This is a genomic window from Micromonospora sp. DT201 (genome assembly GCF_049841575.1).
Taxonomy (GTDB): Bacteria; Actinomycetota; Actinomycetes; order Mycobacteriales; family Micromonosporaceae; genus Micromonospora.
This window is the reverse complement of the sequence record NZ_JBNCKP010000015.1, coordinates 174,683-193,166: the sequence shown is the minus strand read 5'-3', so window position 1 is coordinate 193,166 and position 18,484 is coordinate 174,683. Positions and strand designations below refer to the sequence as shown.

15 protein-coding genes are annotated in these 18,484 nt (G+C 73.5%); 7 read left to right on the top strand and 8 right to left on the bottom strand.

The window, feature by feature from the left end:
• Positions 1–222: 222 nt before the first annotated feature.
• Both ACLQ28_RS23390 and ACLQ28_RS23385 read left to right on the top strand, forming a co-directional pair.
• On the top strand, positions 223–588 hold the full coding sequence (locus ACLQ28_RS23390) for a PadR family transcriptional regulator (RefSeq protein WP_425688401.1): 366 nt from the start codon (positions 223–225) through the stop codon (positions 586–588).
• Positions 585–1,565 carry a hypothetical protein gene (locus ACLQ28_RS23385; protein ID WP_425688400.1) on the top strand — a complete coding sequence of 327 codons (981 nt, stop codon included), beginning with the start codon at positions 585–587 and terminating at the stop codon, positions 1,563–1,565. The genes ACLQ28_RS23390 and ACLQ28_RS23385 overlap by 4 nt, the downstream gene beginning before the upstream one ends.
• A gap of 52 nt (positions 1,566–1,617) precedes the next feature.
• Here ACLQ28_RS23385 and mptB (ACLQ28_RS23380) read toward each other — a convergent pair whose 3' ends face one another.
• Both mptB (ACLQ28_RS23380) and mptB (ACLQ28_RS23375) read right to left on the bottom strand, forming a co-directional pair.
• Positions 1,618–3,072 carry a polyprenol phosphomannose-dependent alpha 1,6 mannosyltransferase MptB gene (mptB, locus tag ACLQ28_RS23380; RefSeq protein ID WP_425688399.1) on the bottom strand — a complete coding sequence of 485 codons (1,455 nt, stop codon included), beginning with the start codon at positions 3,070–3,072 and terminating at the stop codon, positions 1,618–1,620.
• A 14-nt stretch (positions 3,073–3,086) separates the two neighbouring features.
• A complete protein-coding gene (gene mptB, locus ACLQ28_RS23375; RefSeq protein ID WP_425688398.1) occupies positions 3,087–4,487 on the bottom strand; it encodes a polyprenol phosphomannose-dependent alpha 1,6 mannosyltransferase MptB in 1,401 nt (466 codons plus the stop codon).
• Between the two features lie 44 nt (positions 4,488–4,531).
• On the opposite strand from mptB (ACLQ28_RS23375), the gene ACLQ28_RS23370 reads away from it, so the two are divergent.
• Complete coding sequence (locus tag ACLQ28_RS23370; protein ID WP_425688397.1) at positions 4,532–6,127, top strand: hypothetical protein; 1,596 nt, start codon at positions 4,532–4,534, stop codon at positions 6,125–6,127.
• A gap of 4 nt (positions 6,128–6,131) precedes the next feature.
• On the opposite strand, the gene ACLQ28_RS23365 is transcribed toward ACLQ28_RS23370, so the two are convergent.
• Positions 6,132–9,176, bottom strand: a complete 3,045-nt coding sequence (locus ACLQ28_RS23365) for a bifunctional [glutamine synthetase] adenylyltransferase/[glutamine synthetase]-adenylyl-L-tyrosine phosphorylase (protein WP_425688396.1) — start codon at positions 9,174–9,176, stop codon at positions 6,132–6,134.
• Entirely contained in the window at positions 9,176–9,943 is a 768-nt protein-coding gene (locus tag ACLQ28_RS23360) for a type 1 glutamine amidotransferase (RefSeq protein WP_425688395.1), read from the bottom strand. Before ACLQ28_RS23360 ends, ACLQ28_RS23365 begins: the two co-directional genes overlap by 1 nt.
• A gap of 132 nt (positions 9,944–10,075) precedes the next feature.
• Here ACLQ28_RS23360 and ACLQ28_RS23355 point away from each other — a divergent pair, with 132 nt between their 5' ends.
• Positions 10,076–11,011, top strand: a complete 936-nt coding sequence (locus ACLQ28_RS23355; protein ID WP_425688394.1) for a S66 peptidase family protein — start codon at positions 10,076–10,078, stop codon at positions 11,009–11,011.
• 539 nt (positions 11,012–11,550) lie between these two features.
• Entirely contained in the window at positions 11,551–12,006 is a 456-nt protein-coding gene (locus tag ACLQ28_RS23350) for a hypothetical protein (protein ID WP_425688393.1), read from the top strand.
• Here the strand turns inward: ACLQ28_RS23350 and ACLQ28_RS23345 are convergent.
• The 3 genes from ACLQ28_RS23345 to glnA all read right to left on the bottom strand — a co-directional run bounded on the left by ACLQ28_RS23345 (position 11,921) and on the right by glnA (position 14,498).
• Positions 11,921–12,535, bottom strand: coding sequence for a VOC family protein (locus ACLQ28_RS23345; RefSeq protein ID WP_425688413.1), 615 nt, complete (start codon positions 12,533–12,535; stop codon positions 11,921–11,923). The two genes, ACLQ28_RS23350 and ACLQ28_RS23345, sit on opposite strands and share 86 nt — an antisense overlap.
• A gap of 98 nt (positions 12,536–12,633) precedes the next feature.
• Entirely contained in the window at positions 12,634–13,059 is a 426-nt protein-coding gene (locus ACLQ28_RS23340) for a DUF350 domain-containing protein (RefSeq protein WP_425688392.1), read from the bottom strand.
• Between the two features lie 89 nt (positions 13,060–13,148).
• On the bottom strand, positions 13,149–14,498 hold the full coding sequence (gene glnA, locus ACLQ28_RS23335; protein WP_425688391.1) for a type I glutamate--ammonia ligase: 1,350 nt from the start codon (positions 14,496–14,498) through the stop codon (positions 13,149–13,151).
• Between the two features lie 263 nt (positions 14,499–14,761).
• Here glnA and ACLQ28_RS23330 point away from each other — a divergent pair, with 263 nt between their 5' ends.
• Together ACLQ28_RS23330 and panB are read left to right on the top strand one after the other, a co-directional pair.
• Positions 14,762–16,519 (top strand): NAD+ synthase, encoded by a 1,758-nt coding sequence (locus ACLQ28_RS23330; RefSeq protein ID WP_425688390.1) that lies wholly within the window; start codon positions 14,762–14,764, stop codon positions 16,517–16,519.
• 194 nt (positions 16,520–16,713) lie between these two features.
• Positions 16,714–17,559 (top strand): 3-methyl-2-oxobutanoate hydroxymethyltransferase, encoded by an 846-nt coding sequence (gene panB, locus ACLQ28_RS23325; protein ID WP_425688389.1) that lies wholly within the window; start codon positions 16,714–16,716, stop codon positions 17,557–17,559.
• Positions 17,560–17,739: 180 nt separating this feature from the next.
• Here panB and npdG read toward each other — a convergent pair whose 3' ends face one another.
• On the bottom strand, positions 17,740–18,438 hold the full coding sequence (npdG, locus tag ACLQ28_RS23320) for an NADPH-dependent F420 reductase (RefSeq protein WP_425688388.1): 699 nt from the start codon (positions 18,436–18,438) through the stop codon (positions 17,740–17,742).
• Positions 18,439–18,484 lie beyond the last annotated feature (46 nt).

The window sequence follows — 18,484 nt, the reverse complement described above, 5'->3', positions numbered from 1 at the left end:
CGTCGGCCCCCGCGCCCGCCCGCGCCCGCCGGTCGTCGGCCCCCGCGCCCGCCCGCGCCCGCCGGTCGTCGGCCCCCCCGCCCCCCCCCGCCCCCCGGTCGTCGGCCCCCCCCCCCCCCCCCCCCCCCCCGGGGGGGGCGCCCCCCCCCCCCCCCCCCCCCCCCCGCCCCGGCGGCTTTATAACGCCTTCCGACATACCTTCGTATCCGATATATTGCGGCGGTGGACACACCTCTGCGCGAACCCACCTTCCTGATCCTCACCGCGCTGGCCGCCCAGCCGATGCACGGCTACGGGCTGATCGGCGAAGTCGCCACCCTCTCCGACAATCGCGTGTCGCTGCGCCCCGGGACGCTCTACGGAGCGCTCGACCGGCTGGTCGACGCCGGTCTCGTCGAGGTCGACGGAGAAGAAGTGGTGGACGGCCGACTACGCCGCTACTACCGCCTCTCCCCCGGCGGCGAGGCCACCCTGAGCGCCGAGACCGAGCGGCTGCGTCGCAACGTCGAAGCCGCCACCACCCGGCTGTCCGAGCGGACTCGCGCCGCCCGTCCGATCACCCCGCGCATGGCCGGAGGGCTCGCATGAACGACCTGGAACGCCGTTACCTGCGGCTGCTGCACGCATACCCCGCCGATTACCGCCGCGCCCGTGGCGCCGAGATCGTCGGAACGTACCTCGATCTGGCTGACCCGGACCGGCGCTGGCCCTCGCCCGCAGACACCGCGGACCTGGTGCGCGGCGGCCTGCGTCAGCGGGTGCGCGCCACCGGCGCGGCCAACCTCGTGCCGGGTGTACGCCTCGCGGCCGCCCTGGCCCTGCTCACCGCCACCTCGCTGGCCGGGATCTGGGTGGTGCTGGAACTACGCCCCGCACCGATCGCCGGCTTCGGCGAGCCGACCTTCGGGCCGTTCGTCTCGCTCGGCATCGTCGCGTGGACCGCCTGGGGGCTCGCCGCGCTGGTGCATGCCCTGGCACCCGGTCGATGGGCCCGGCGCGCCGGCGCGCTCGCGCTGCTCCTCACGGCCGCGCTCGTCCCCGCCGCCGCACTCACCGGCCTGCCACGCCCGCCGCTGTTCGTGCTGCTACCGCAGATCGGGTTGGGCCTGGTCGCGCTCGGCGCACCCGAGGGGCTGCCGGCGTCGCTGCGAGCGGTGCCGCTGATCGCCGGCGGCGGTGCCGGCCTCCTGGGAGCGATCCTGTTGTCGCCGAACGTGTTCGCGTCGAGCTACTACACCTGGACGGTGGTCCCGGTGTTGCCGAGGGCCGCCGTGGTGGTGCTCGGCGTGGCGGTGCTGCTCGGCATGGGGCTGGCGCTGCGCGGCGACCTCCGGGGCGGCTGGGCCTTCCTGATCATGCTCACCCCGGTGGGCCTGCTGGCCCTGCAGCCGCTGGCGGAAGCGTTGGACACGATGCCGGCCGACGTTGTGCCGCGCTGGACAGCGCTCGCCGCGACGACTGTCCTGGTCGCGCTTGTCGGCCCCGCGCTGCTATTGCTGACCCTCGCCGTCCGCTCCCGCTGGTCACGGGTGACCCGACCCCAACCCGGCCACCTTCCCCGGTGATCACGAGGTTGGCGGCGCTTTTCGGAGATCGACAGCGCCGCCGACCTCCTGATCAGCGCGATCGGGGGCGTCCGCGCAGGGTGTGCAGGAGGACGGCCACCAGCAGGGTGGTCATCGCGAGAGCGCCGGGGGCCTTGGTGAAGCGGGCCAGGTTGGTGCCGTCGGGCAGGGCAAGGAACGCCGCCGCCGCGGCCGGCAGCACGAACCACGTCGTACGGGCGGCGGTGAGTGCGAGCAGCACCAGCGGCCAGGCCGCGTACCAGGGGTGGAAGACCGGGGACAGGGCGACGGTGGCGACCAGTGCCAACGCCGCGCCGTGCAGCGCCACCCGGGGGCCCGGAAGCTCGTTCAACCCGCGCAGTGTCTGCCACGCCCGCCACCAGAGCACCACCAGCACCCCGGCGAGCAGCAGCAGGGCGACCGCCCGGACCACCGGCACCGCCTGCGGGTCCCGGCCGACGAGCGCGCCCGCGTAGTCCACCACGAAGCCGACGGCGGTGGGTGGTGACGTCCACTGCTCCGAGTCGCCGCTGTGGGTCAACCCGCCCACCCAGCCGAACCCGAGGCCGGACAGCGCCGAGGTGACCAGCAGCGCGGCGAGCAGCCCGCCGGCCAGCCAGCCGCCGTCGCGCAGCAGCGCCCGTACGGTGTGGCGACCGTGCACGGCGGCCAGCGCCGCGAACGGCACCACCACCACGGCGCTGGCCTTCACCGTCACCGCCAGCCCGAGCAGCGCCCCGGCGAGCAGCAACGCCGACGGCTTACCCGGTCGGCGGACCACGATCAACAGCCCGCACAGCAGCAGCCCCAGCATCACCGCGTCGTTGTGCGCCCCGGCCACCAGGTGCACCCCGACCATCGGGCCGGCCAGCGCCAGCCAGGCTGCTCGCCGGGTCGGCACCCCGGCCGCCCGGGCCAGACCGGGCAGGCAGTACGCGGCCAGCAGCAGCCCCGCCACGGCGATCACGCGTAGCAGCACGACCGTGCCGGTGAGCCCGCCGCCGAGGCCGACCGCGAGGGCCGCGAGCAGCACGAACACCGGCCCGTACGGTGTGGGAGTGTCCCGCCAGATCGGCGCTACCGTCTCCACCCACGGGCAGCCCGCCGCCGCCACCGAAACGGCGTACGGGTCGACGCCGTGCGCGTACGTCCAGCCCTGGCAGGCGTACGAGTAGACGTCCCGGCTGCCCAGCGGCGGCGCGACCAGCAGCGGCAGCGCCCACAGTCCGGCGGTGACGTACGCCCACCGGGTCGACGGGGCACCCGCGCGCAACGACCACCACGCCCCGACCAGGAGCGCGGTGCCGACCAGCCAGCAGGTGAGCGTCGCCGGGCCGTCCGGGGCTCGCCAGATCGACTCCGGTGTCGCGCCCAGCGGGGTGTCGGGCAGTGCGCCACCGAGGTACCCGGCCACGGCGAGCAGGATCGCGCCGGCCAGTCCCGCGTACCGGGCAGAGCGAACCAACAGCGGACCAGGCAGCGAAGGCGGCGCGCCGGGAGCGGTCACCGGCGCACCTTCCCTCAGTCGGCGGCGACCGGCTGACGGGCCGCCCGAGCCGACCGTACCAACCGGATGACCAGCACGATCACCAACAGCGTCATCAGCGGCGCCCCGACCGTCTTGGTGTAGCGGGGCAGGCCGGTGCCGTCGGGCAGCACCAGGAACGACGCGATCAGGGCGACCACGGTGAACCATCTGGTCCGCTGGGCGGTGGCCGCCAGCACCGCGAGGGGCCAGATCCAGTACCAGGGGTGGAACAGTGGCGCGAGAGCGACGGTGGCGGCCAGTGCCAGGGCGGCGTGCCAGAGCGGCTCCCGGGTGCGGGCCCGCCACCAGAGCCAGACCAGCAGCAACGCCAGCACGGCCATGCCGATGCCCCGGGTCACCGGCAGCGCGTCGATGTGCCCACCGAAGGGCACCGCCAGGTAGCCGACGGTCTGCCCGACAGCGGTGGACGGTGAGGTCCAGGCGATCACGTCGCCGCCCCGGGCGAGCCCGCCGACCCAGCCGAAGTCCAACCCCGCCGCGTAGGTCACCCCGACCACGACGGCGACCGCGCCGCCAACGACCCAGCCACCGTGCCGGATCAGGGCCCGGATCGAGTACCCGCCGACGATCGCGGCCAGCGCGGCGAACGGCACCACGACCAGGGCGGTTACCTTGATCGCGGCGGCCAGGCCGAGCAGCGCGCCACCGGCGAGCAACTGGCCGGGTCGGCCGGGTCGGGAGGCGACCACCGCGAGTCCGGAGACCAGAAGGCCGACCATCAGTGCGTCGTTGTGCGCGCCGGACACGAGGTGCACGGCGACCAGTGGGCAGGCCAGCGCCAACCAGACCGCCCGACCGGCGGGTACGCCGGCACGGCGGGCCAGCACCGGCAGGCTGACCGCGGTGAGCGCCACACCGGCGACCGCGATCAGCCGGAACGCGACGATCGCACCCGTCAACGAGCCGGTGACCTTGACCACCGCGCCGGAGAGCACCACGAACAGCGGCCCGTACGGTGCCGGGGTGTCCCGCCAGATGTACGAGATGGTGTCCAGCCAGGGGCAGGGCAGCGCGGAGACGCCCTGCGCGTACGGGTTGATCCCGGCGGCGAAGCTGGCGCCCTGGCACGCGTACGCGTAGACGTCGCGGCTCGCCAGCGGCGGCGCGATCAGCACCGGTAGCAGCCAGAGCCCGACGGTGATCAGCGCCCAGCGGGTCGACGGGATCTTGTCGCGGATCGACCACCAGGCGTAGGCCATCAGCGCGGTGCCGACCAGCCAGGCGGCGATGACCAGCGGCCCGTGCGGGCCCTGCCAGATGCTGACCGGGGTGGAGCGCAGGGGTGAGCCGGGCAGGGCGCCGCCGAGGAACGCGGCGACGGCGAGCAGCGCCGAGCCGGCCAGTCCGGTCCAACGCGCGAGGTGGTGAGGCACGCCGGACATGCTGCCAGTACGGTGGTCGCGGTACGGAGGTGGGCATGCGGAGCAGTCGGGTGGTGGCGATGGCCACCGGTTCCGCCACCGTGCTCGGCGCGCTCTGGCTGGCCCTGCCGCTAATGGGCTCGGACCTCTCCGCGCAGGTTGCCCGGGCGGACTTCTTCGCCGCCCACGGTGCGGTGCCGGTGGATCTGCGCTGGTACGGCGGGGTGCAGCAGTTCGGCTACAGCTTGGTGTCCCAGCCGGTGATGGCGTTGCTCGGCGTCCGGGTGACCGGCGCGCTGGCGCTGGTGGCGTCGGCTGCCGCGCTGGCCGCCCTGTTGATCCGCAGTGCGGTGCTCCGGCCGCTGCTGGGCAGCCTGGTCGGGGTGGTCACGTTGGCCGGCAACCTGGTCTCCGGCCGGGTCACCTACGCCCTGGGTGTGGCGTTCGGGCTGGCCGCACTGCTGGCGCTCACGCTGGACCGCCCCGGCGCGTACCCCAGGAAGGGGCGGACGCTGCTGCGGCTCGGGCTCGCCGGGGGCGGCGCGCTGCTGGCCTCGGCGACGAGCCCGGTGGCCGGCCTGTTCGTCGGCCTGGCCGGTGTCGCGTTGCTGCTGTCCCGCCGGTACGCCGACGGTCTGGCGCTCGGGGTCGCGGCGGCCGTGCCGCTGGCCGCGACCGCGCTGCTCTTCGGCGACGGCGGTTGGATGAACATCAGCCGCACTGACACGCTGCGCGCGGTGCTGACCAGCCTGGTGGTGGCCGCGCTGGTCGCGTACCGGCCGGTGCGGTTCGGCGCGCTGCTCTCCGCGGTCGGGGTGCTCGCCGCCGCTATGGTGCACACACCTGTGGGTTTGAACGCCACCAGGTTGGTCACGATGTTCGCGCTACCGGTGCTGGCCGCTTCCGCATGCCCGCCGGCCTGGCTGGCCCGGCGGGCGACACGACGCACCCGGGCCCGGCTCGTCGGCGGCGTCGGCCTGACGGCACTGCTGGCGGCGGTCTGCGTCTGGCAGCCGCCGGTGGTCCCCGCCGATCTGCGCAATATCGGCGACCCGACCAGCGCGCCCGGCTACCACGCGCCGCTGCGCGCGTTCCTGGCCGGGCAGCGGCTCACCGGGCGGGTGGAGGTGCCGCCCACGCGCAACTACTGGGAGGCGGCCCGGCTCGGCGAGGTGCCACTGGCCCGGGGGTGGCTGCGGCAGGCCGACATCGACCGCAACCCGCTGTTCTTCACCACCGTGCCCGGCGCGACTGGCACCGGCGTACCGCTGACCCAGACCAGCTACCGAGCCTGGCTGACGGAGAACGCCGTGCAGTACGTGGCGCTGCCGGACGCGCCGCTGTCCTGGGTGGGGCGGGCCGAGGCGGAACTGGTCGAGGACGGCCTGCCGTACCTGACGCCAGTCTGGTCCGGCCCGCACTGGCGGGTCTGGGCGGTGGCCGACCCGGCGCCACTGGTCGCGGCCCCCGCCGAGTTGGTCCGCGCCGACGAAGCGACGGTGACCTTCCAGGCCCCGACCGCCGGCCCGGTGACGGTCCGGATCCGACACAGCCGTTGGTTGACCGCGTCCGGTGGCGCTACCGTCGCCGCCGCCGGTGACTGGACCACTGTCACGGTCCCCCGCCCCGGCGAATACACGCTCGGCAGCTGACGCCCTACGCTTCCAGCACGCGTTGCGCGGCGGCGCGGGAGCGGCGGCCGGTGCGCAGGTACTCGTCGAGGAACTCCCCCGGGTCGTCGCGGCCGAGCAGCCGGACCACCCCGGCCAACTCCACCCCGTGCCGGGGCAGTTGGTCGCCGGCGCGACCCCGCACCAGCATCAACGCGTTGCGGACCTGCGCGGCCAGGGACCAACCGGCGGCCATCTCCGCGGCGTCCGTCGGGTCGATCAGGCCGGCCCGCTCGGCGGCCGCGAGGGCATCGAGGGTACGCGTGCCGCGCAGCGCCGGGTTCGCTCCAGCGTGCCGGAGCTGGACGAGCTGCACCGCCCACTCCACGTCGGCCAGCCCGCCGCGCCCCAGCTTGGTGTGGGTGGCCGGGTCGGCACCGCGGGGCAGCCGCTCGGTCTCCACCCGCGCCTTGATCCGGCGGATCTCGACGACCTGCTCGCGGGTCAGCCCGTCGGACGGGTACCGCACCGGGTCGATCATCGCCTCGAACTCGGCGCCCAGGTCGGCGTCGCCGCAGACGAACCGAGCGCGCAGCAGCGCCTGTGCCTCCCACACCCGAGACCAGCGAGCGTAGTACGCCGCGTACGCGGCGAGGCTGCGTACCAGTGGACCCTGCCGGCCCTCCGGGCGCAGGTCGGCGTCGACGCCCAGCGGCGGGTCGGGGGCGGGCACGCCGAGCAGCCGGCGCAACTCCTCGGCGATCGCGTGCGCGGCGGCGCTGGCGGCGCTATCGCTGGCCCCGGCGGGCGGGTCGTAGACGAAGAGCACGTCGGCGTCGGACAGGTAGTTCGACTCGTACCCGCCGAGCCGGCCCATCCCGATCACCGCGAACCGCAGCCCCGGTGGCGCCGGCTGGCTGGCCTGGGCGGCGTGCAGCGCGGCGGCCAGGGTGGCGTCGGTGACGTCCGCGAGCGCCGTACCGACCTCGGTGATGTCGGCCAGCCCGGGGGCGGGTCGGTTCGCGCCGTCCGGCCGGGTGGGGCTGGGTGCGAGCGCGCCCGCCCGGCAGAGCAGGTCAGCGCAGGCCACCCGGACCAGCTCCCGACGGCGCAGCGCGCGCACCGCGCGGGTGGATTCGACCGGGTCGGTGTGCCGGGCCGCCGCCGCGAGGAACCCCTCCCGCAGCACCTCGCGGGAGCGCGGCGCCAGCTCGTTCTCCTCGGCCAGCAGCCGCAGCGCCTCCGGGTCGCGGGCGAGCAGATCGGCGACGTACCGGGACAGGGCGAGGACCCGGGCCAACCGACGGGCGACCGGGCCACCATCGCGCAGCAGCCGCAGATACCAGGGCGTGCTGCCCAGCTTGTCGGAGACCTTCCGGTAGTTGAGCAGCCCCCGGTCCGGCTCCGGCGCGTCGGCGAACTCACTGAGCAGCACCGGCAGCAGCGTCCGCTGGATGGCCGCCGTGCGACTCACCCCGCCGGTGAGCGCCTGCAGGTGGCGTAGCGCCCCGGCCGGGTCGGCGAAGCCGAGGATCTCCAGCCGGTGCCGGGCCGCTTCCGGGGTGAGCCGCAGCCCGTCAGCCGGCACCCGGGCCACCGACTCCAGCAGCGGCCGGTAGAGCAGTTTGGCGTGCAGTCGGCGTACCTCGGCGGCGTGGGTGACCCACTCGGCCCGGAAGCTCTCCACGGCGCTGCGCCCCGGCGCGGCGGTGAATCCCAGCGCGGCGGCGAGCCAGCGCAGCGCGCCCGGCTCGGTGGGCACGGTGTGCGTGCGCCGCAGGCCCTGCAGTTGGAGCCGGTGCTCGACACTGCGCAGGAACCGGTAGCCGCGCAGCAGGGCCTCGCCGTCGGCCCGACCGACGTAGCCGCCGGCGACGAGCGCGCGCAGCGCCGGGATGGTGCCGGGTGCTCGCAGCATCTCGTCGCCACGGCCGTGCACGAGTTGCAGCAACTGGACGGCGAACTCGATGTCACGCAACCCGCCGGGGCCACGCTTGATCTCGCGTTCCAGCTCCTTCGGCGGGATGTGGTCGATGATCCGGCGTCGCATGGCGCGGACGTCCTCGACCGCCTCGGGCCGTTCGGCGGCACGCCACACCAGCGGCGCGAGCTGGTCGATCCACTCTTGGGCCAGCGGCAGGTCACCGGCGGCCGGGCGAGCCTTGAGCAACGCCTGAAACTCCCAGGTGCGCGCCCAACGGCGGTAGTAGGCCAGGTGGCTGGCGAGGGTCCGCACCAGCGGGCCCCGGTTGCCCTCGGGGCGCAGCGCGGCGTCCACCGGCCAGGCGACCAGCCCGCAGATGTGGATCAGCCGGGTCGCCACCAGGGTCGCGGCGGACAGGTCGGCGTCCTCGGCAGCCACGAAGATGACGTCCACGTCCGAGACGTAGTTCAGCTCGCCGCCGCCGCACTTGCCCATCGCCACCACCGCGAGGCGGGGCCGCTCGGTGCCCTCCGCCAGCTCCGCGACGGCGATCTCGTACGCCGCGGCCAGCGTCGCGTCGGCCAGCGCGGACAGCGCGGCCATGGTCTGCTCCAGGCCGCGCCCGCCGGTCAGGTCGGCCGCCGCGATCCGCAGCAGCGCCAACCGGTACGCGCTCCGCAGTACCGCTACCGGGTTGCCGCCGTCGGTCGGCTCCAGCCGCCCCTCAGCGGTCGGCGCGAGCCCGTCCGCCGAGGTACGCAGCGCCGCGCAGTGACCCGGATGGGCCACCAGGTGATCGCCGAGCGCCGACGAGGCACCGAGCACCGCGATCAGCCGCCGCCGCAGCCCGGGATCGGTGTGCAGCTCCGCCAACAGCCCCGGCCCGGCGGTAACGCCGTCGCTACGGCGTTCGGTGCTGCCGTCGGTACGGCGTTCCGCCTCCACGATGCGGTGCAGCTGACGCAGCGCCAGGTCCGGGTCGGCAGCCCGGGACAGCGCGGCGAGCAGCTCCGCGGCCACCTCGTCGACCGGCTCCTGCTCGACCGGCCGCCACAGGCGCAGCCCGTCCGGGCCGAGCAGGTCTGCGGCGCGCGCACCGCCGTCGCCTTCGGCAGTGCCGAACCCGTACCGGGCGAGCCGGCCCGGTGCCCTGGTCGGCCGGCTCATCAGTGCCCGAGCAACGGCAGGCCGCGTCGCGTCGTGCTGTCGTCCAACTCGCCGAGGGCCAGCGCGGCGAAGCGGGCGGCGAACGGCTGCCACACCTCCTCGACGTCGGCCAGCACCGACGAGCAGGCCGCGACCACCAGCTCCGGGTCGTAGCCCAGCTCGGCGAGTTGGGTCGAGTCGGCGGCCCAGTCGGCGATCATCGCGGTGTCGCACTCGATGTGGAACTGCAACCCCCACGCCCGGTCGCCGAGCCGGAACGCCTGATGCGGGTAGCGGGTGGACGCGGCCAACAGGGTGGCGCCCCGGGGCAGCTCGGTGATCTCGTCGGAGTGCCACTGGAGGACGTCCGGGATCAACGGCACGTACCGGAACAGCGGGTCGCCCTCGGCGGCATCGCGCCGGCCGACCACGCCGGGGCCGATCTCCGGCCCGGACGGGCTCCGCTCGACCAGCCCGGCGTGCGCGGTGGCGAGCAGCTGCGCGCCCAGGCAGACAGCCAGGGTAGGCACCCGGTAGCGGACCGCCTTGCGCAGCAGGCCCTCCACGGCCGGAAACCAGGGTGCGCCGGGCGAGCCGTCCGGCAGCGGGTACGCCTGTTGGTCGCCGCCCAGCACCACCAGCGCCGCGTACCCCTCCAGGTCGGCGGGGAGCTCGTCGCCGGCGTGCGGACGAACCACCCACAGCTCCAGCCCAGCCTCGGTCAGCCACTCACCCAGCCGGCGTGCGTCGTCCGTCGGGTCGTTCTCGATCACCAGCGCGGTTGCCACCCGTCGAGGCTAGCCGGTGCACCGCCTCGTGCCACGCCCCGCCGTCTCGCCGCTTCCCGACGTCTCAGCCGCCTGGGGGGCGCTCGCCGGGTGCCGGCCCCGGATCCGGCCGGGTCGTTAGGCTCTGCGGTTGTGATCAACGAGGACACCGCCGCCGTCCGTCCGCCCGTGCTGCGACCAGGTGACACGGTCCTGTTGGTGTCGCCGTCCGGGCCGACCTCGCCGGAGCGGGTGGCCCGGGGCATGGAGTTGCTCACCGGTTGGGGCCTACGGCCGGTGCCGGCACCCAACGCGTACGCCCGCCACGGCTACCTCGCCGGCACCGACGACCTGCGCGCCGCCGACCTGAACGCGGCGTTCGCCGACCCGCAGGTCCGCGGGGTGATCTGCACCCGGGGCGGGTACGGCGCCCAACGGATCGTGGACGCCATCGACATGGCCGCCGTCCGCCGCGACCCGAAGGTGGTGGCCGGATTCTCGGACATCACCGCGCTGCAGTTCGCACTCTGGCGGGGTGCCCGGCTGGCCGGGGTGCACGGCCCGGGGGCGGCCTGGCGGGACGAGCGGACTCCCCTGCGCTCCGCCGAGTCCCTGCATGCCGCGCTCATGACGACCGAGCCGGTGTCGATCACCGCGGTGCCCACCGAGGACACCTTCGACGTACGCGTCCCGGGTCGCGCCACCGGCACCCTGCTCGGCGGCAACCTGTGCATGATCGCCGCGTCGATCGGCACACCGGACCTGCCCGACCTGACCGGTGCGGTGCTGTTGATCGAGGACGTGCAGGAGCCCCCGTACAAGGTCGACCGGATGCTCACCCACCTGCGCCGGGCCGGCGCGCTGGACGGGCTGGCCGGGGTGGCGATCGGGCAGTTCACCGATTGCGGGGGCGGCTGGGACACCACGATCGTCGACGTGCTCAACGAACGCCTCGGCGACCTGGGCGTACCAGTGCTCGGCGGCCTCCCCATCGGCCACGGCCCCAACCAGCTAACCGTCCCCATCGGCACCAAGGCCACCCTAGAAGTCGACGAAGGAACGCTAAAAGTAGCCCCAGCAGTCCACTAACCCCACCCACCCCACCCCCACCCCCCACCCTGGTGATCAAGAGGTTGGCGTCATCCGCGGGCGGAATTCTGACGCAAACTTCTTGATCAACTATCAACAGGGCCGGTTTTGGGTGGGTGGGGCGCGGCGCAGCCGCGCCCTGGGTGGCTGGGGGCGGCGCAGCCGCGCCCTGGGTGGGTGGGGGCGGCGCAGCCGCGCCCTGGGTGGGTGGGGCGCGGCGCAGCCGCGCCCTGGGTGGCTGGGGGCGGCGCAGCCGCGCCCTGGGTGGGTGGGGCGCGGCGCAGCCGCGCCCTGGGTGGGTGGGGCGCGGCGCAGCCGCGCCTTGGGGGGCTGGCCCCGGTGAGGTTTGGACATTCGGGGGTGCGTCGGCGGACGCGTTTCCGCAGCGGGTCGGTTCGGACTGCGCCGTCGGGCCCAGGCCGGGCGATCCCGCCGGCACGAATTATCAGCCCGCTCACAGGGTCGCCACGGCTTGCGCCCAGACCGCACCGTCACTGTCGGTGATGACATTGCACGACGACCGAGCTCTGGAGGACAGCATGTCTCGCACCATCCGTCGGAAGCATCTGCTGGCCGGCCTTGCCACCGCCGGCATCCTCGGCGTGGGGATCGCGGCCCCGACGATCGCTTTCGCCGCAGACACACCCACGCCTACGCCGAGCGCCAGCAGCAACGCGGACGGCTCCTCCACGCCGAAGGCCGACCGGCAGGGCGAGTTCGCCGAGTCGCTCGCCAAGGAGTTGGGCGTCCCCACCGACAAGGTGACCGCCGCGCTGGAGAAGATCCGCGACCAGCACCGAGCCGACCGGCCGCAGCGGCCGACCGGCGAGGACCGGAAGGCCGCGCTCAAGGACCGGCTGAGCCAAGCGGTCAAGGACGGCAAGCTCACCCAGGAGCAGGCCGACGCCATCACCAAAGCCGTCGAGGCCGGCGTCTTTCCCGGCCACGGCGGCCACCGCTGGCCGGGCGGTCACGCGGGTACGCCCAGCAAGTGACCCCGTAAGACAGGCCCCCCGGCCGACCCGAGCCCCCAGGGCCGGCGCGGCGGACGCGGCGGACGCGGCGGACGCGGCGGACGCGGCGGACGCGGCGGACGCGGCGGACGCGGCGGCTTGATCCACTCAATGTCGGCGATGTGGCGGTATCCCGGGACTCGGAAACCGCCACATCGCTGATCTGGTGTCGATCACCGCCCCGAGGCGCGACGACCAGACCAGCCCGGCCGGCCCGGGACGGGACGGGGCGGCCCGGGGCGGGGCGGCCCGGGGCGGGGCGGCCCGGGGCGGGGCGTCGACGACCCGGGATCGAGGGCGTCAGCCCTGCTCGGGCGGGGGGCGCGAACACGCCCAGGTGATTGCCGGCCGGGTCGAGCAGGTGGGCCAACGTGAGCCCGCACGGTGCCGTACGCGCCGGCACCAGCACCTTGCCGCCGGCCGCCTCGGCCCGCTGGCAAACCTCTGCCACGTCGGCGACCTCGGCGTAGTACACCGCGTAGTTCGGCGACTTCCCGTCGGTCGCCCGGATCGCCCCGCTGATCCCGGTGCCTGCGGGGCCGGTGCGCGAACGAGTCGCGCTGATGTCGCCACCGGCCCCGGTGACGCGGTACGAGCCGCCGACCGCCGTCAGGCGATGCAGGCGCAGACGATCAGCGCGGCACCGAAGTGCGTGGCGGCACTGACCCGGGCCGCCGGGTGCGGCTCGGGCGAGCAGATGACCTCACCGAGCTTGCCGGGCGTGAGCAAGTCGAGCACCACGAAGGCCAACGCCATGATGGCCAGCCCGACCAGCCCGAACACCACGGTGGAGGCGAGCCCCTTGCCGAAGTCGCTGTAGCTGGTCAGGATCGCGGTGAAGACGATCCCGGCGATGCCGAGCTGGTTGGCGGCGAGCAGCAGCCCGGCGTTGGCGTTGCGCTCGACCCAGATCAGGTCCCGCAGACGGCCCGGGGTCAGCACGTCGACAAGCACGAACCCGGCCGCCATGAGCCCCACGCCCACGATCCCGAACACGACGCTCTGCCAGGCACCGCTGAGCAGATCCTCCAGCACCGACTGCCTCCCGACTCTCCGCCCGGAGGGGGTACCGGCGCGGTGATCGAGACGATAGCGGCAGCGCGCAACCGCGTCTGCCCCTGCGGCTACAGCGCCAGGTAGCGCTGCCGCTCGTACGGGGTGACCTCACGGCGGTACTGCTCCCACTCGGCCCGCTTGTTGCGCAGGAAGAAGTCGAAGACGTGCTCGCCGAGCACCTCGGCGACCAGCTCGGAGCCGGCCATCACGTCGATCGCCTCGGCGAGGTTCTCCGGCAGCGCTTCGTAACCCATGGCGCGCCGCTCGGCGCTGGTCAACGACCAGACGTCGTCCTCGGCGCCCGGCGGCAGCTCGTACCCCTCCTCGATGCCCTTCATGCCGGCGCCGAGCAGCACCGCGAAGGCCAGGTACGGGTTGGTCGCCGAGTCCGGTGAGCGGACCTCGACCCGGGCCGAGTTGGGCTTGCCGTACGCGGGGACCCGGACCAACGCGGACCGGTTGAGGTGACCCCAGCAGACGTACGCGGGGCTCTCGGTGATCCGGTCCGGCAGGGCCTGCGGGAAGAGCCGCTTGTACGAGTTGACCCACTGGTTGGTGACCGCGGTGTATTCCCGGGCGTGCACCAACAGGCCGGCGATGAAGGACTTTGCCACCTTGGACAGCTTCATCGGGTCGCCACCGTCGTGGAAGGCGTTGCGCTCCCCCTCGAACAGCGACAGGTGGGTGTGCATCCCGCTGCCCGGCTGGTCGGTGAACGGCTTCGGCATGAAGCTGGCCTGCACACCGGTGGAGAGCGCCACCTCCTTGACCACGTGCCGGAAGGTCATGATGTTGTCGGCGGTGGTGAGGGCGTCGGCGTAGCGCAGGTCGATCTCCTGCTGGCCGGGCGCGACCTCGTGGTGGCTGAACTCCACCGAGATGCCGATCCGCTCCAGCGCCAGCACGCCCTGGCGGCGGAAGTCCCGAGCGACGGCGTGGGTGGTGTGCTCGAAGTAGCCGCCGGTGTCGACCGGGGTGGGCACCGAGCCGTCCTGGGGACCGTTCTCCAGCAGGAAGAACTCGATTTCGGGGTGGGTGTAGAAGGTGAAGCCCTTCTCGGCGGCCTTGGACAGCGCGCGGCGCAGCACGTGCCGGGGGTCGGCCCAGGAGGGCCCGCCGTCGGGCAGCAGGATGTCGCAGAACATCCGGGCGCTCTCGCCGCTGACCCCGCCCTCGAAGGGGAAGACCTGGAAGGTGGTCGGGTCGGGCATGGCCACCATGTCCGATTCGAAGACCCGGGCGAAGCCCTCGATCGCTGAGCCGTCGAAGCCGATGCCCTCTTCGAAGGCCGCCTCCAGCTCGGCGGGCGCCACCGAGACGCTCTTGAGCGTGCCCAGCACGTCGGTGAACCACAGCCGGACGAACCGGATGTCCCGCTCTTCCAGCGTGCGGAGGACGAACTCCTGCTGACGGTCCACTTCCCCAACCCCTCGCGACACTTTTTAGTCCGCCTTGGCCGGGCTGCGCCCGACCTGATCGCCCAGTGTTCCCGGGCCTGGTTACGCAGACGTTACGCGAACTGCCGCCGGTCGTCCCCTCGTGTCCCGCCCGGCGAGCACATGCCTCTGCCGGCCAGCGAGGGCGGGCTCCTGCCGCCCGGCGAGCGCATACCGTCGGGGCGTGGTGGCCGTCTCGTCCGAGGGTGCGGATTCTCCCCGGGAGGCTGGGGCAAGATGAGGACATGCCCACCCTGCGTCTCGCCCTGTCCCAGGTCAATCCGAGTGTCGGCGACCTCGCCGGAAACGCTGACCTGGTCCGCAGCTGGACCCGCCAGGCCGCCGATGCCGGTGCCCAGTTGGTGCTCTTTCCGGAGATGATGGTGACCGGGTACCCGGTCGAGGACCTGGTCTTCCGGCGTTCCTTCGTCGCCGCGTCCCGGGCCGCCGTCCAGCGGCTCGCTGCCGACCTCGCCGCTGATGGCCTCGGCGAGCTGCCCGTGGTGGTTGGCTACCTGGATGCCGATGGGCCGCCGCAGGTCAGCGGGGACGCCGAGCCCGGCCGGGGTGCCCGCAACGCCGCCGCGTTGCTGCACCGGGGCGTCGTTGCCGCCCGCTATTTCAAGCACCACCTGCCCAACTACGGGGTCTTCGACGAGGACCGCTACTTCGTCCCCGGCGACACCCTGACCGTGGTGCGGATCGGCGGCGTGGACGTCGCGCTGACCATCTGCGAGGACCTGTGGCAGGCCGGCGGTCCGTTCGCCGCCGCCCGGCAGGCCGGCGTCGGCCTGGTGGTCAACATCAACGGCTCGCCGTACGAGCTGAACAAGGACGACATCCGTCTCCCGCTGGTCCGCCGCCGGGCCGTCGAGACGGGCGCCACCATCGCGTACGTCAACATGACCGGCGGCCAGGACGAGCTCGTCTTCGAGGGCGACTCGATGATCGTGAGCGCCGAGGGTGACCTGCTCACCCGGGCCCCGCAGTTCGTCGAGCACCTGCTCGTGCACGACGTCGAGCTGCCGGCCGCCACCACACCGCCCGCCACGGAGATCGTCGCGGACGGCATGCGGGTCGCGTACAGCACACTGGACGGCATTCCACCCACGCCGTCCGGCCCGGCCGCCACCGGCGGGTTGATCGAGCCGGTGGCCGATGAGGCCGAGGTGTGGCAGGCGCTGGTGCTCGGCCTGCGCGACTACGTCAACAAGAACCGCTTCCCGTCGGTGGTGCTCGGTCTCTCCGGCGGCATCGACTCGGCGGTGGTTGCCGCGCTGGCCGTGGACGCCCTGGGACCGGACCGGGTGGTCGGGGTGTCGCTGCCCAGCCAGCACTCCTCCGAGCACTCCCGGGAGGACGCCGCCGATCTGGCCAAGCGCACCGGCCTGGATTACCGCGTCGAACCCATCCAGCCGATGGTGGACGGGTTCCTGGCCAACCTGTCGCTGTCTGGTGTGGCCGTGGAGAACCTCCAGGCCCGGGTTCGCGGTGTGACCCTGATGGCGCTGTCGAACCAGGAGGGCCACCTGGTGCTGACCACCGGCAACAAGAGCGAGCTGGCGGTCGGTTACTCCACCCTGTACGGCGACTCGGTCGGCGGCTTCAACCCGGTCAAGGACGTCTGGAAGACGCTGATCTGGCGACTCGCGAAGTGGCGCAACACGGACGCCGATCGGCGCGGTGAGACCGCTCCGATCCCGCAGAACTCGATCGGCAAGCCGCCGAGCGCCGAGCTGAGCCCGGGCCAACTGGACAGCGACAACCTGCCCGACTACGACGTACTGGATCCGATCCTGATCGGGTACGTCGACGGGGACCTCGGCCGCGATGGGCTGATCGAGTCGGGTCACGACCCGGCGGTCGTGGACAAGGTGCTGCGGCTGGTGGATACCGCCGAGTACAAGCGACGGCAGTCGGCACCGGGCACGAAGATCTCCATGAAGGCGTTCGGCCGGGACCGCCGTCTGCCGATCACCAACCGGTGGCGCGAGCACGGCTGAGCCGTACACGTGGGCGTCGGGTCGGTTGGACGGCCCGGCGCCGCCGCGCGGCCCGGTCGCGGCGGCCTCGCGGTGCTTTCGCGGTGGAGTGAGTGACATCTTGCACTGGGCTCTGCCGTCACCCCGTCCCGCGGTGCGACGATCGCGACGGAACCCGGGGACCGCGCAGGCGGCCTCGAGGAAGGGAGACAGAAATGGTGGAGTCCACTCCGAACGAGGTGACCGCGCTGTACGGCGGACCGGCCACCCGTCGGGTCCGCACCCGCGACCTGTTCGCCGCCAAGGAGCGCGGCGAACGGTGGCCGATGCTCACCTCGTACGACCAGTACACGGCGTCGATCTTCGACCAGTCCGGCGTTCCGGTGCTGCTGGTCGGCGACTCGGCCGCGAACAACGTCTTCGGCTACGAGACGACCCTGCCGATCACCGCCGATGAACTGCTCCCGCTGGTGCGGGCCGTGGTGCGTGCGACCCGGCAGGCACTCGTCGTCGGTGACCTGCCGTTCGGCTCGTACGAGGAGGGTCCGGCCCAGGCGCTGCGCACCGCTGTCCGCTTCATGAAGGAGGGTGGCTGCCACGCGGTGAAGCTGGAGGGTGGTCGCCGCTGCGCCGCGCAGATCGCCGCGATCGTCGGTGCCGGAATCCCGGTGATGGCGCACATCGGATTCACCCCGCAGAGCGAGCACACCTTGGGCGGCTACCGCGTGCAGGGCCGGGGCGACACGGCCGACGAGGTCCTCGCTGATGCACGGGCGGTGGCCGAGGCGGGCGCGTTCGCGGTGGTGCTGGAAATGGTGCCCGGCGAGGTAGCCAAGCGGATCACCCACGAACTGCCGATCCCCACGGTCGGCATCGGCGCCGGCCCGGACACCGACGCGCAGGTGCTGGTCTGGCAGGACATGGCTGGCTTGCGCACCGGCAAGGCGCCACGCTTCGTCAAGCGGTACGCGGACCTGGCCGGCGCCCTCGCCGACGCCACCCGCCGTTTCGCCGACGAGGTCCGGGGCGGCGAATTCCCGACCGCCGAGCACACCTTCTAAAGCTGCAGCGGCGGGGCCGCCGGCCACCCAGTTCGCCGGCCGGCCCCGCCGCCACAGCGACTGGACCGTCCGCCCCGGCGGGCGTTGATCCACTCCGCATCGCCGATGTGGCGGCATCCGCCCTTGGGGATACCGCCACATCGGCGAGCTGGAGTCGACCGGGTCGGGCAAGCGAGCTGATCAGAGGTCGGTGACGCGGATGCCGGCGTGTGCCTTGTAGCGCTTGTTGATGGCGATCAGGTTGGCGGTGAACGCCTCGATCTGGTGGGCGTTGCGCAGCCGGCCGGCGTAGATGCCGCGCATCCCGGGGATCCGGGCGGCGAGCGCGCCGACCACGTCGACCAGCTCGCGGTCCTCGGTGCAGATCAGCACGTCCAGGTCGATCCGGTCGATTTCAGGGTCAGCCAGCAGCGGTGCGCTGACGTGGTTGAACGCCGAGCAGACCCGGGAGTCGGGCAGCAACGCGGCAGCCTGCTGCACGGCGCTGCCCTCGGGGACGGTCAACGCGTACGGGCCCTGCTTGTCGAAGCCGAGCGGGTTGACGCAGTCGACGACGATCCGGCCGGCGAGCGGCTCGGCAAGGGCGGCGACGGTGGCGGCGTGCCCGTCCCACGGCACCGCGATGATCACCACGTCGCTACGGCGGGCCACCTCATCGTTGGCCGCGCCGGTGATGCTGCCGTCGGCCGGAATCCCGGGCAGGGCGGCGATCTCGGCGGCGGACTCGGCAGCCCGCTCAGCGGACCGGGAGCCGATCAGCACCTTCTGCCCCGCCCGCGCGAACCGGTAGGCGAGACCCCGCCCCTGGTCGCCGGTGCCACCGATGATGCCGACCGTCAGCCCAGACACGTCGGGCAGCGTGCTCGCGTCGTATGCCATGGGTTCATCCTCGCAAACCGCCCGGTCGACAGCAGCGTCGAGCGCT

Coding starts and splice junctions, on each gene's coding strand:
- ACLQ28_RS23330 (WP_425688390.1), top strand. CDS start 14,762: ATGCCCACCCTGCGTCTCGCCCTGTCCCAGGTCAATCCGAGTGTCGGC.
- ACLQ28_RS23365 (WP_425688396.1), bottom strand. CDS start 9,176: ATGAGCCGGCCGACCAGGGCACCGGGCCGGCTCGCCCGGTACGGGTTC.
- ACLQ28_RS23370 (WP_425688397.1), top strand. CDS start 4,532: ATGCGGAGCAGTCGGGTGGTGGCGATGGCCACCGGTTCCGCCACCGTG.
- panB (WP_425688389.1), top strand. CDS start 16,714: ATGGTGGAGTCCACTCCGAACGAGGTGACCGCGCTGTACGGCGGACCG.
- ACLQ28_RS23385 (WP_425688400.1), top strand. CDS start 585: ATGAACGACCTGGAACGCCGTTACCTGCGGCTGCTGCACGCATACCCC.
- ACLQ28_RS23350 (WP_425688393.1), top strand. CDS start 11,551: ATGTCTCGCACCATCCGTCGGAAGCATCTGCTGGCCGGCCTTGCCACC.
- npdG (WP_425688388.1), bottom strand. CDS start 18,438: ATGGCATACGACGCGAGCACGCTGCCCGACGTGTCTGGGCTGACGGTC.